We start from the raw sequence: 13,499 nt of genomic DNA on the forward strand, positions 1-13,499 counted from the left end.
TTCATGGCCGTGCCACCTTTCCGGCTTCCTGTTGAAAACTGGCCAGCACTTCTGCCGGTTTGCCATAACGGATCATCTGCCCCTGGCGCATGACCAGCATAGCATCCGCAATGGCCAGCACATGCTGCAAGTGGCTGATGATGATAAACGTGGTGCCCTGCTGTTTAAGTCGCGCAATCGCCAGTTGCAACGTGCGCTCCGTGCCGGTATCAAGATTGGCATTCGGCTCATCCAGCACCACGATGCGGGGCTTGCCATAAAAGGCGCGTGCCAGCCCGATTAGTTGCCGCTCGCCACCTGACAGTGGTATGCCACCCTGCCCAATGCGGGTCTCCAGCCCGTCCGGTAACTGCTGAATCCAGTCAGCCAGCCCCAGCAGGTCAATCACCTCAGCCAGCGCCTGCGAGTCAGGAGTCTTGAAACGGCAGAGGTTATCAATCAGCTTGCCATCAAACAGGTCCACTTCCTGCGCCAGGTAGCCGATATGTGGCCCCAGTTTCACTTTATCCCAGCCATAGACATCCACGCCGTCATAGCGCACGCGGCCACTACTTGGTACCAGCAGACCCACCAGCAGCTTTGCCAGGGTGGTTTTGCCTGAGGCGGAAGCCCCTGCCACCACCAGCACATGGCCGGCGGGCAAGGTAAACTGCACCTGGCGGATAAATACTTCAGACTGGGTCTTGCCAGCCTGCGGAATAGCATAGGCCAGTTGCTCGACACGCACTTCGCCGGTCGGCGGCGGCAGTACCAGGCCATCGGTTTTTTTAACCGCCCCGGCAAACAGGCTGTCAATACGCCTGAATGCCGTCCATGCCTGCTCATAAGTTTTCCAGTGGCCCACGCATTGCACCAGCGGCGCCAGCACCCGGCCCGCCAGGATAGATGCAACTATCATCATCGCCCCACCCTGCACCAACTCACCGTTAATAAACAGGTAACAACCCAGCCCCAGGATCAGGCTGGTCTGCATGGTCTGCAACCAGCGCGACACCGCCGCACTCCTGCCCGCCAGCTCGGAGGCTTTCGTCTGTTGCCACAGAAAACCGTGCTGGCTCTGCAGCCAGCGCTGTTCCACCGGTGCCAGCATCTGCATGGCATGCATCACATCGCCATGACGGCTGATACTGGCAAAATAACGCTGCGACTCCATCGCCTGTTCATTCGCCAGCTTCATTAATGGGGTCACGCGGGCCTGGTTCTGTACGGTCAATGCCAGCTGGATCAGCAGCCCTACCAGCGTCAGCACGCCCAGCGCAGGGTGTATCCAGAACACCGCCCCTAAAAAAATCAGGCAGAAAGGTGCATCCAGCAAACTGAGCAAAGCAGAAGAATGCAAGGTGCTTTTCAGCGTGGAAAAATCGGAAAATACTTGTGGTGCAGGAAAATCCGGCATGGATAACCTGGCAGCAAACACCCGGTCAAACAGGCGTTCCTGCAATAACTGTTCAAAACGATGGGCATTGGCCTGCAACAACAGGCGGCGCTGCCATTCCATGGCTTCCATCACCAGGTAAGCGAAAACAGCCAGCAAGGTCAGCATCAATAATGTAGACGCATTACGGCTGTTAATGACGCGGTCATACACTTCCAGCATATACCACGAAGGCACCAGGATCAGCAGGTGCGTGACCACGCCAAACATCCACACTTTGTGCCAGGCTGGCCAAAGTTCGGACATGACTTGTTTAATGCTCTCGGATTGCGACAACATGCTCAGCAGACTTTCAAACATAGACTGCGGGCAGGGGGAAAGTCTGCCCGCAGTATGCGTGTAATTACGCGATGATGAAGTCCGAAGTGGACACTGTGTTGACACCCGTCAGCACGGCAATGTCTACTGCTGCACCACTACCGTTACCATCAGCGTCATAGCTCAAGGTATGGGTTGTCGTGTTGTATACCAGGTAGTCATTGGCATCCTGTGCAGTCCCAGTTGAATTCACACGCAGCATGCTGGCATTGAAGCCTGCCAACTGGCTGTACTGATCCAGATGCAGTTCGATCTTGTCAGTGCCACGGGTAAAGTCAGTGATGGTATCCACACCGGTCAGGTTGAATGCAGTGTTGGTGTAAGTCTGCACAGTGGTTGAAGAACCTGTCACCACCTGCTCATACACCTTGCCGAATACAAACGTATCCGCACCGCCGCCGCCAGTCAGCGTATCGTTACCACCATTGCCGATAAACACGTCGGCCTTGCTGGTGCCGATAAAGGTTTGCTGGTCAGCGTTACCTTCAAAGCGCAGGCCATTGGTAGTCACGCCAGAAGCATCGACCACCACATTGTTGATAGTGCCGCCGTTGTTACCCAGGGTGTTGGAAAGATCAGCCACAGTGCCATTGGCCTTGAAGTAGTAATGATCGTTGAGCAACTGCAAATCGGTGTTTTCAACGTTCAAACGCCCCACTGTGCCACCCACTTGCACCACTTCCATAGACTGGAAGTTAGCATCATTCAGCACCACAGTACCATTGGCTTTGGTGTTGGCACCAATACCAGTCGTGATCCGCAAAGTATCCACGCCATCACCACCCACGATCACATCGTGTTTAGCACCAGTCGCAATCCACTCTTTGTTACCGTCATCAACCTTGGAAGTCGTGCCTTGCACACCACTACCAAAACCGCCGATCACAAAAATGTCATCGCCTTCACCACCATCCAGGTAGTCAGCGCCGCCATGACCGATCAACAGGTCATTGCCGCCGTTACCGTAAACAGTGTCGTCACCCAAACGCATGGTGACATACTCAACACCATCGCCACCGTAAACGATTTCGTGGGCATCACTGCCTTCGTTAGCGCCGTCAATGCGCGTGTAACTACCAGCCTCGCCTTCAGATGCATCGTAGATTACGTCGACGTTGTGGTAAAGATTAGCTACGGAATAATCATCTACCTCAAATACGGCAGCTTCATAAGTCACTGGTGTTGCACCAACGATGGTTGCTGCTGGAGTGAAAGTAGCGTCTTCAAACTCTAGTTCGACAGTGACAGTTTCAACTGGGCCACCGGCAACACCATAGATATGTGTACCAGGGTTAAACTCACCGGTACTTAATGACTCACCATTTTCCTCCAGTTGTTCAGCTTCTAGCGTGATATGGACGCCACTCGCCAACTCAATGCGCTCAATGCCAGAGAAAACAATATCCTCAAACTCACCAGACTTTGTGAATTCAAGGGTATCCACCGCATTGTAACCAGCAATCGTTGTGGCAAAGGTACTTATGGCTGATGAGCCAGGACGAGTAACGATATTCAAGCGAACATCTGTTTCTGCCTCTAATGACATATCGTCATCGTCAATTGCGACGATCTCACCAGTTGTAGTATCAATTGCAACCAAACCGGCATCTTCATCAGTTTCATCGGCTTCAGACAGTTCAATATAGCGTGCTTCATTGCCTGAATTATCAAGACCCGATACACCACCTTCAATAATGATATGCCCAGCATCTTCCTCATTCCCAATCCGGAAAGTATCATTACCGTCTCCTCCTATAGCAACATCATATGATGTCATCAGAAAAAGATTACCTTGGACTGTTTCATCTCCTGAGGAACTATCGTCACCCTGAAGGTAGTCATTACCCTCACCACCACTTAAAACGTCATCTCCATCACCACCATAAATGACATCATTACCGCTTCCGCCATACAGGGTATCATCTCCAGCACCACCAAAAATATTGTCAATGCCATCGCCACCATCAATATAATCTTCGCCATCACCAGTTTCGATAGTGTCATCGCCAGCGCCGCCTAAAATTATGTTGTTGCCATCACCACCAAAGATGATGTCATCACCATCACCACCAAAGATAATGTCATCACCATCACCACCGTCAATGAAATCACTACCTGCCAACCCTAAAATGATGTCATTCCCTCCGTCACCGTAGATAGAGTTATCTAAACTATTGCCCACGATCAAATCAGGGTTAGATGTGCCTGTATAATCTGTTTCTGTACCATTAAAAATTTTAATTGCCATCATGAAGCTCCTCAAATTTTGGAACCAGAGCAGATTCAGCATCTACTCTGGTGAATTAATATAGAAACACTTAGCTATTAAGGTACAGTAGCCCCAGGAGGTGCATAGCCGAGATCAAGAGTAATTTCTTGCATAGTGGTAGCTTCCTGTCCGGTCTGACGTAAACGAATAGCACCAGCCTTTTCCCAGCCAGAAATAGCTGAATCATCGCACGCAGCCTCTACATAGGTCATTGCAGAGTTTACATTCGTGCCGCCATCATCATCCAGGTAACCAGAATCCAAAGTAAAATCTATCCAGTTGCTATTGACAACAGCATCCTGTGTTGTTGAAGAAGTTGAAGCCACAGTTGTAGCATTGATTCCAGTAGCCTCCCCACTCAAATTACTTGTCACGCTATTTTTGGTCGGCAAATCAAGATAATTGGTACCAAGCAAAGCTTTATTTGTAGCTGTATCATATTTGTAAGCACGGTGCTGTACAGAGGTAAATGTTCTACCAATACGATATACTGGGGAGGCATTTGTCGCTTGAATGTAATAACCTGCATTTACAGATAAAGAACCAAACCCTGCACGTGCAATGTCATTTACCTCGAAGTACTGTGTACCTGCTGTATCAGGATCCCAATCCGCATCATATGCTGTAAAGCGTGCACCAAAGATGCAAGAGGTTTTAGCTGCATTTCTCCATACCCGATCTAAAACATAACCGACAGTTACGCCGTTGATGGTCGCACTGCGTGTTTTGGACGCAGCTAATGTATAACCAGCCCCAGTCGGATCTGCAGACTCGCTTGTTGGAAATACGGCACAAGTATTGTTAGCAGTAGTAGTTGGTAAAGTTGGGATGCTAGATCCAAAATTCCCAGTGGTATTGCACGAGGTATAAGCCGAGCTGGTGAATCCAGTAGTCGGAATCGCCACTAATCCAGTAGCCATACTCTGCATAGAAATAAAACTCAAAGCACCTAACACTGCAAGTTTAATCGTTACACTTTTCATAATTACTCCTTTGAGACATTTTGCAAAGCACTGAGGTAGCCTGCATCACCCATTCCCACACCCTTCTAGCCCCTCGTCAGTTCTAAGCAAGGTGTGGCAAATTTCTAGTACAAATACTTTAAAAAAACATTAAGGCGTAAGCCGACTCACTGAAACCAGCAACTGGTATCACGACCAGCTCTGTTGCAAAAGCAAATGTTGTATTGAACGCACATAGTCCCAAAACTGCCATCGCCAAAATCAGTTCTTTCATCTTCTACTCCCTGGAAAAAGGTACAATAAGCAAGCATTTGTGGCTGCCCGCATCACGGATTTCCGTCATTTCTGGTCCCTCGTAAGTTCTAAGCAAATCACGGGAATTTAATCAAGGTACGCCACAAATGCCCTTTTTCATGCTCCCCAGAAGTTAACTAAACTCACGCAAGTTTTCACTAGGAGTTTTTCCCGCCTGTATTAATCCGGCTGGAAATGCCAATTCAAGCTAAACCAGACTCCCCTTGGTGCCCCTGGCGAAATAAAATTCGTGCTACGCCAGTCTGCTGAATTATGGTTATAACCATCAGGCCCGATATTGCCTAACACGCTTGGTGAAAAAGGATTTCTCCCCAGACGTCCAGCCGTAAAGTACTCTTTATCAAATAAGTTGGTGACAAGTACAGTAGCCGTCCACTCTTTATTGAAGCGATAACTGCTTTGCAAGTTAAAAGTCGCATAACCAGGCGCCTTGCCTGGGTTAGTGGTAGGCGCTAATGTGCGGGTATACACCTCGGTCATGGTTGTACCATTTCCGCTACCATCATCTACCTGTCGAAAGGCGGTGAAAGTTCGTGAAACACCCACCTGATGCTCGTTATTCTCGTTGCCGCGCATAAAACTATCAGAATGCGCGACCATAGTCAGACCCACATTCCAGTTGTCAGTCAAGTCATAGCTCAGGCTAGCATTCAGGTTGTGTAGTGAAACACCAGGCATACGATCACCAGGCTTAACATTAATGACACCCTCGCCCAATGTATTCACAGTTCTAGAGCTACTGTTATCTTCACTGAACATCAGAAAATCATCCTGAAAGGTAGCATCGGTCAAACCGTAATTCAGCCCCCAATGCAACCGATCAATATTGCCTTTAAAACCTGCTTCAAGCCCACGACGACGAGTTTTACCCACTGTGTCAAAGAATCCTCGCCCGTTGCTAATGGCCACAAAATAGATGTCGTCCTTGAGATCGGTTTGATACGCGTTGATATTCCATTGCGTGTTTTCACCCCATGTACCTCTCATCCCAACTTCATAACTGGTTGCTTTAATTTGCGGAAGATATGGGTCACCTGACAGGGTGGTTGGTAAGGTGCACTGGCGATTTTCGGCAATACTTTTGGGCACTTCATAAACATTACCATTGCCATCGGATTGAAAAACACCTGAAGGTCTATGATCCAAAGCACAACCAAGCTCAATCACACTGGGAACACGCGTACCTTGTGCCACATTAGCGTAAATATTTAAATCAGGCCTGGCTTGCCAACTTGCCCCCAACTGCGGATTGAAAGAGTTGAATTTAAACTTCTCAGTTTCCGCACTATCTAGTGCATTGGTGATTCTAGGTGTGGTGTATTGTGTGGAAACGCCGGTACAAGCTGGGTCAGTACAAATATTGTAACTATCAGGATAGCCAATGACATCGCCAATTTCATAGGCACCTATGCCACGTCGTGCAGCAATCTTGTTTTTTGTTTGCGTATCATTATAACGGCCTGACATGCTGAAGTGCCAGTTATCGACGGGGCTCCAGGTTTCACTAAAATAGATGCTCTTAGTAGTTTGGGTCCCTGAGAAATCGTTATTACTAATCCACTGATCTGCGCCTACAAACATGGGGTGAATATCATCAGGAGCCAAATAAGCATTACGCTGTGCATCCAGTAAGCCTAGACGTTGCTTATTCGCATAAGTGGCATCAGCAGCATCTATGGACGCACCAACCATAAACTTATGATGGTCAAGATTCCAGTTAAACTGAACTGACCCGCCATTAGTCACTTGGTCTATCTGATTATCGGTAAATATAGCTGTTGGGATGTAATATTTTTTACCGGTATCGGGATCAACTTCGTATACTACCCCCCCTGTTCCACTACCAGCGCCATCCACAGTAGCGATAGTGTTGGAATTAGGCGCAAAATATGAAAAAGCCCCATCCATTGTAGCTTTATCTCGTAATTGAGTAGCTAAACAATTTGCGTTGTTAGTTGGGGCAGTAAAAATAACAAAATTTTTATAATTGACCCCTCCCACAGTTGAGTAGTACCAGTTTTGATCCGAGAAATAAATATTTTCCCCCGGAGCCGTAGGAAAGCGTCTTAAACTCAAATCACCTGAAAAATAAGACTCTTCACCGCCAAATGTTGTACCTGAATAGTCTGGAGCACTTCCATGGGCAGCACCATCAACACCAGTATTTCGATTGTAAATTTTATTTTCGTAAAAATTTCTCCAAAAAGTAAACTGCTCCGTAACAGCATTTACATAGTACTGAGGTAACTCTTGATTGAACTCTCCTAATGAAAAATCAGCAGTTCCATTTGCAAAATAATCTAGTACTAGCGGACTACTAAAGAAATCATAACCATCAGCCTCACTTACTGACACCACTACATAATCAGGCAACCCATATTTATTGTTCGCACTACTGTTAAATAAACAGGTATATTGCTCAGTAGAGGAGGGGATACGGCGCGCAAGGGCATCATCTTCAATACCCATAAACGCATCTGCCCCTACCTGATGACGGCGGCTATTTCTGCGATAAACCTGACCTGTAATACTGAAAGTTTCCGTTGCCTGAAATGCACCTGATAACTGGAATTGAGCTAAGTTATTATCGGTTTTATCAGGTGCGGTAAAGATACTTGTCGGATCTTGAGCGTACATCTCATTAGGTAATAAACCATTACCGGTCAATTTCGTTTGCACGAGTAACGTACTCAAATTTAAATCCAGTCTATCCCCTCGATAACTGGCCTTACCAAAAGCCTGATTAACTCTGCTGGGTGAGTTCTGTCGCCAGCCATCCTCCAGAAAAAAGTTGCCCGCACCAAACAAAGCAAGCTCACCATTATTCCAGCCCCCCTCAACTTGGAGTTGTTTGCGGCCAAATGAACCAGTGAGAATATCAACGTCGGCACCAGCGTTATTGAAACCATCTTTGGTTTTCAGTGAGAAAGCGCCGCCAAGTGTATTTAACCCAAATATCGGATTGGAACCGGGAAACACATCTATGCTAGCCAATGCATTTAAAGGCAGCATGTCCCAGTTCACCACATCGCCAAATGGTTCGTTTACTCGGATACCATCAATAAACACGCTCAAACCTTGCGGCGTACCAATCTGCGGACCAGCAGTAAAACCACGATATTGCACATCCATCTGGAATGGGTTGCCTTGGTAATCATTCACCGTGACTGATTGCAATTTACGGTTCATTAAATCCGTAATGCTCAATGAGTGAGCTTCTTTAATCTCTTGTGCAGAAATGCTTTGTACGTTGCCAGGGATTTCTTCTTTGGTTAAGCCCAAACCTGGCAGTGGGCCGACTTCATAGAAGCGTTTGGCGCGCACTTCGACTTTATCCACTTGCACGCTTTTGTCTTCAGCTTTGGGTGGTGCTTTTTGAATAAACACGGCATCGCCTTCGTTTTTAGAAATCAGACCGCTCTCCCCTAATACCCTGCGCAAGGCTTCTTGGCGCGTCATGCGACCACGCACCTCCGGTGCGGTTTTACCTGCAACAAGGTCGTTAGGGAAAGAAATGCTCATGCCCGTGCTTTTTCCCAGATCGTGCAACGAATTTGCAAGGGGTTGCCTTGGAATATCAATATTGACCGGAACACTGAACGTCTCCTCTTGCTGTTTTGGCAACTGCGTATTCAACACTTCAGCCTGCGCCCCATGCACTGATACCACCCCCAACACTGCTACGATGGTGTGCAGTGTTTTTATATTTTTGACTTTCATCCCAATCCCTCTCCTCTATGTAGACTCATCTGATGAAGAGGCAAAACCCTGACGTTATTAACGTAACTTTACATAAATAGTGTATGATGCAGATGCGAATTATTCAGATGAACAGATATCCGCTTGCATTAAAGATGCTGTTCATATTTCGCGATTGATATCTACATGACATCACTGGGATTGACATGTCCCATTTTGGGACTATAATTATTGTATGCGAATCATTGCCGTGAGCTATCTACGCTCATTCTGGGAGAAGAACCTAAATGCAGAGCAGCATTTAAAGTCGTGGATTGATGAGGTGAAACAGGCAAATTGGAGTCAACCGACAGATATCAAAGACCAATATCGTAACGCCAGCATCCTCAAGAACCGCCGGGTAGTCTTCAACATCAAGGGCAATGACTATCGATTAGTGGTCTCAGTGGCGTATCGCTACCAGGCCATCTATGTGAAGTTCATCGGCACGCACGCCGAATACGATCTGATTAATGCCGAAACCGTTGAGATGGAGCACTGAGATGGAAATTCGTCCAATTTACACAGAAGCTGACTACAAGACTGCCCTACATGAGGTGTCTGCTTATTTTGACAGGGAGCCTGAGCCAAACACTCCTGACGGTGACCGATTTGAAATACTGCTGACCTTGGTAGAAGCATACGAAGCAAAACATTTCCCTATCGACTTGCCTGATCCAGTCGAGGCCATCAAATTTCGTATGGAACAGGCAGGCCTTGGACCGAAGGATTTAGTACCAGCGATTGGTCGATTGAACCGTGTTTATGAAGTGCTCAACCGTAAAAGACCATTGACTCTCAATATGATATGGAATCTCCATGAAAAACTTGGTATTCCTGCCGAGTGCTTAATTCAACCACCCAAGCATCGTATTACAGCTCAATCCTAATTTGTATCAGATAGTTGTAATCAATCACTGATATGAATACCTGATTCAAGTTATTCCGCTTGCTACATGAAAAATCACCAAGTTTTCACTTGACGGTTAGTGTCGCAACAGCCTTAAAATGCGCGTACATATCGGACTTGGGGCTGCTTAAACCTGAAGCACTGCCGATATTTATCGGCGTCCATCTGCGGTTCATTAAACAGGGGGGAAGTAATATGAAAAAGACTCACGTTAACAAACTCGCAGCATTTGATACCGCAGCGTATTTGACCAGCGAAACCGCGATTGCGGCTTATTTGACCGATATTATTGAAGCGAATGACCCTGGCCTACTGGCAGATGCGCTAGGCACCATTGCCCGCACACGCGGCATGTCAGAAATTGCCAATGAAACCGGGATTGGCCGCACTGCCCTTTATAAAGCTCTGCGCTCTGACAGTGCCCCCCGCTTTGACACCATTAACAAAGTCTGCCAGGCATTAGGCCTGCAACTCATTGTACAACCGCAAGATGCTAGTATCTACGGCGTGCCAGATGAGGAAAACCCTGAATTGACGGCCAACGACTTCAAACAGATGCGCCCCCTGGAGGAGTTCTTAGCCGAACTAAACCTAACGACACCACCAAAAAAACCGACTAATAAGCATAAAAAAGCCGCTTGAGCAGGGTTATTTTATCAGCGTGCATTGGCGCTCATCTGCGGTTTATTAAGCTGGGAAAGAAAGACCAAACTTTATGAAAAAACAGCTGCACGACATTGACAATGTACCGGAACAGACTGTTGAACTCACCAAAAGACTGAAATCAATTGATCGGATCGCCCCACAACTGACCATAGAACATTCAAGCAGTCAACGAATTGGAGTCATCAAAGGAAAACTTGCAATTCCCGATACGATTGATGCACATAATGAAGAAGTGCTGCGGCTGTTTACAGGCGCTCCCGCATAACACCACGCTTGGTGATTTTATCCACCTACCCACAAATATCCTACTTTAATAAAACAATAAGTTATACTAAAATAGGACAAGCTCAAAAACCTGGAGACTGCAATGTTTCAAACCTTACGAAAAGCGGGTGGATCACTCGTCATGACCGTGCCAAAAACTTTTATTGATCAGAATGGGCTTGGTGAAGGCTCACAAGTAAAACTACATTTGCTTGGTGCAAAGATGACGGTTGAGGCACCTACCAGGCCACGTTATAGCTTGGCCGACCTGATGGCTGAAATGCCGGAAGGATTACCGCGTGTCGAGGGCTGGGATGAAATTCCCTCGGTGGGCCTGGAGAACATGTGATGGCATACGTGCCAAACCGTGGAGACCTCGTGCATCTCGATTTCGACCCTGCATCAGGATGGGAAATGAAAGGCCCTCACTTTGGCCTTGTATTGAGTGGAAAAGTCTTCAATCAACAAGGTTTGGCATTGGTTTGTCCGATTTCCCAGGGCGCTGCAGCGGCCTCACGCACGTATGGGACAGTAGTGACACTTATGGGGGCAGGAACCGATACTCAAGGCGCAATACATTGCCATCAGTTGAAATCGCTGGATTGGCGCGCGCGAAATGTACACCTAAAGGAAACCGTGCCGCAATATATAGTAGATGAGGCTTTAGCCAGAATCGAAGCCATTCTTTTTGAATAAAAATCCAGTGCCCATTTTCGATGGCGCCCGCCCGTATCGAAACAACAGGTTATGCATGGCGAGCCAGGATCTCACTTGAATGAGTGACCGTTTTCTTTAAATAATTGGTGCTGGAACCTTTGTGTATTGCTTGCGATGTGCTGATGTAACCGATCTATCATGGTTTTCTCTGTACCAGGAGAAGCGATTGCATTCATTTCTTCTGCAACAGCACTCAAGGTAGCCAGTAAGTTGACCGCAATATCTTCGGCGACGGTGAGTATGTATTTTGATTTAGATCCCCACGACCTGGCCATTTGCGTGACTTGATCTTGATGAATGTTTGATGGCTTATTTTCGCCGCCAATATTGAATGCAAATTTTCGGGACAGTCCAGGGTAGACTGAGGTGGAAAGTATGTCATAGAACGGTGTTAGCCTCACCTCACCTTCAGCGGTGTAATAGATGGATAGATTTTTTGCATGGCTATCGTTATTGCCTACGTAAAGATTAAAAAATAGCCACTGAATAAACCTTTTCGTGTCCGCGGCAGTTACGCCACACTCTTGAAGCATCTCCCGACATCTCAGCAGCGTTGGGCCACCATCTGACTCATATTTAGTTGTCGACGGTTTTCCATCGATCTGACATAAGTCTAGCTGGTGTAGTCGTTTAATCCGTCCGTGAGTGTCTATAGTTCTGTCATATCTTTTAATGACACATGCCTTTGCGATTGGTTGATAACTAACCTCGGCCACGCCTAACCCCAAGCGATCAGCGAGTGTCATGGTACAGGTTTCATTAATGGCCGATGCCCAAACGCCTTCCACATCCCTGATATCAGGTTTAATAATATAGGTAGATGGGGCGCTGCCCAGAGGCAGGAGAAGATTTCCATCATGGTCGATATGTATACTGAGTTTTCTTTGTGCACCAGCTAATGAGACTCTAAGTCCATCCTCTTCCTGGATTGTGCGAATAATCCCTTGCTGGTGGGTGAATTCTTCCGCGATATCCTGCCAGGTGATCGGTTGGTATTGTGGAGGCTGTGGTGTTTCATCATCAGGTAAAATAGTGAGATCACTTGCGGTATCACCACCTATCACACTCAATAGGCCAAATGTGGAAGTGGCTTGATGTTTAAGTTTTAATAATTCCCGAATGCCAGCTTCAGGAAGCAGATTCTCAAAATAGGACTCAACAGCTGCTCCAGAATGCTCTGCCTGAGATAGAGGTAATTGGGGTGATATGCCAGTGTGATGATTGCTCTGCCATTGATGGGCGTAAATAAACTTAATGGGCGTTTCATTCATTAATGTTCCGACCAAGTCACCCTCTCTATAGACGCCAAGCTTTTTAACTGTAGCCATTAATAGCGACCTTTTCTCTGTATGACCATTTCCAGCCCAAGGGTATCTAATACATCTAATACCTTCTGAAGCTGTACTGTAGGTTTCCCGTTTTCCAACTCAACAATAAAACGATTACCTGTATTGGCCAAACCTGAAATGTCTGCCTGAGTCATTTTTTGTGCAACTCTAAACGTACGCACGAAACTACCCAAGTCTTGGGTAGATTTTATAGTCACAGACTGAATTGGCTTGTTGATGTTATCCATGATAATGCGCCTAGAATATTACCTAACGGTAATATAGTACATGATTAGATATGCTTTGCAATCACTTAATTACCGTTAGGTAATATTTTCATTTTCTTTGCTTTATGAATATCTTTAAATTACCTTTCGGTAATTTCTAATCATCAAGATTCAGGGATGCATAAGTACGGGATAGAGGGCTTGAAAGAAGAATACGTGATCGCTACAGCGGGAGAACCGCGTTGACAAACACTGTTAGACTCTCATTGAATTAAAGCTGTCATCAAACAGACATAGACATCCAAACTTTGCCTAGTGTTTTTTCCACTGAAACGCCAGTCGATGTGGTT

Annotated in this window: 13 protein-coding genes; 6 read left to right on the forward strand and 7 right to left on the reverse strand. The window is 46.7% G+C overall.

Annotated features, from left to right (window positions below; genetic code table 11):
* Window position 1: 1 nt before the first annotated feature.
* The 5 genes from BLP53_RS01420 to BLP53_RS01435 all read right to left on the reverse strand — a co-directional run bounded on the left by BLP53_RS01420 (window position 2) and on the right by BLP53_RS01435 (window position 9,019).
* Window positions 2-1,735, reverse strand: a complete 1,734-nt coding sequence (locus tag BLP53_RS01420; RefSeq protein ID WP_245652572.1) for a type I secretion system permease/ATPase — start codon at window positions 1,733-1,735, stop codon at window positions 2-4.
* 43 nt (window positions 1,736-1,778) lie between these two features.
* Window positions 1,779-4,004 (reverse strand): calcium-binding protein, encoded by a 2,226-nt coding sequence (locus BLP53_RS01425; protein WP_245652573.1) that lies wholly within the window; start codon window positions 4,002-4,004, stop codon window positions 1,779-1,781.
* 74 nt (window positions 4,005-4,078) lie between these two features.
* Window positions 4,079-5,005, reverse strand: coding sequence for a hypothetical protein (locus tag BLP53_RS13755; protein ID WP_245652575.1), 927 nt, complete (start codon window positions 5,003-5,005; stop codon window positions 4,079-4,081).
* A gap of 118 nt (window positions 5,006-5,123) precedes the next feature.
* A complete protein-coding gene (locus BLP53_RS13855; protein WP_281202783.1) occupies window positions 5,124-5,258 on the reverse strand; it encodes a hypothetical protein in 135 nt (44 codons plus the stop codon).
* A 200-nt stretch (window positions 5,259-5,458) separates the two neighbouring features.
* Complete coding sequence (locus tag BLP53_RS01435; RefSeq protein WP_091468750.1) at window positions 5,459-9,019, reverse strand: TonB-dependent receptor; 3,561 nt, start codon at window positions 9,017-9,019, stop codon at window positions 5,459-5,461.
* 214 nt (window positions 9,020-9,233) lie between these two features.
* Between BLP53_RS01435 and BLP53_RS01440 the strand changes: the two genes are divergently transcribed.
* From BLP53_RS01440 to BLP53_RS01465, 6 genes are all read left to right on the forward strand, one after another.
* Window positions 9,234-9,539, forward strand: a complete 306-nt coding sequence (locus BLP53_RS01440) for a type II toxin-antitoxin system HigB family toxin (protein WP_091468755.1) — start codon at window positions 9,234-9,236, stop codon at window positions 9,537-9,539.
* Window position 9,540: 1 nt separating this feature from the next.
* Window positions 9,541-9,927 carry a helix-turn-helix domain-containing protein gene (locus BLP53_RS01445; protein ID WP_091468757.1) on the forward strand — a complete coding sequence of 129 codons (387 nt, stop codon included), beginning with the start codon at window positions 9,541-9,543 and terminating at the stop codon, window positions 9,925-9,927.
* A 215-nt stretch (window positions 9,928-10,142) separates the two neighbouring features.
* A complete protein-coding gene (locus tag BLP53_RS01450) occupies window positions 10,143-10,589 on the forward strand; it encodes an addiction module antidote protein (RefSeq protein WP_091470341.1) in 447 nt (148 codons plus the stop codon).
* Between the two features lie 73 nt (window positions 10,590-10,662).
* Window positions 10,663-10,878, forward strand: a complete 216-nt coding sequence (locus tag BLP53_RS01455) for a hypothetical protein (RefSeq protein WP_091468761.1) — start codon at window positions 10,663-10,665, stop codon at window positions 10,876-10,878.
* 102 nt (window positions 10,879-10,980) lie between these two features.
* Window positions 10,981-11,226: an AbrB/MazE/SpoVT family DNA-binding domain-containing protein gene (locus tag BLP53_RS01460; protein ID WP_091468765.1), complete on the forward strand. Its 246-nt coding sequence runs from the start codon at window positions 10,981-10,983 to the stop codon at window positions 11,224-11,226.
* Complete coding sequence (locus BLP53_RS01465; protein WP_091468768.1) at window positions 11,226-11,573, forward strand: type II toxin-antitoxin system PemK/MazF family toxin; 348 nt, start codon at window positions 11,226-11,228, stop codon at window positions 11,571-11,573. Before BLP53_RS01460 ends, BLP53_RS01465 begins: the two co-directional genes overlap by 1 nt.
* A gap of 71 nt (window positions 11,574-11,644) precedes the next feature.
* Here BLP53_RS01465 and BLP53_RS01470 read toward each other — a convergent pair whose 3' ends face one another.
* Together BLP53_RS01470 and BLP53_RS01475 are read right to left on the reverse strand one after the other, a co-directional pair.
* Complete coding sequence (locus BLP53_RS01470) at window positions 11,645-12,922, reverse strand: type II toxin-antitoxin system HipA family toxin (protein WP_091468772.1); 1,278 nt, start codon at window positions 12,920-12,922, stop codon at window positions 11,645-11,647.
* Window positions 12,922-13,170, reverse strand: coding sequence for a helix-turn-helix transcriptional regulator (locus BLP53_RS01475; RefSeq protein WP_176755181.1), 249 nt, complete (start codon window positions 13,168-13,170; stop codon window positions 12,922-12,924). The genes BLP53_RS01470 and BLP53_RS01475 overlap by 1 nt, the downstream gene beginning before the upstream one ends.
* Between the last annotated feature and the right edge of the window lie 329 nt (window positions 13,171-13,499).

Source organism: Methylophilus rhizosphaerae, from assembly GCF_900100975.1.
Classification (GTDB): Bacteria; Pseudomonadota; Gammaproteobacteria; order Burkholderiales; family Methylophilaceae; genus Methylophilus; species Methylophilus rhizosphaerae.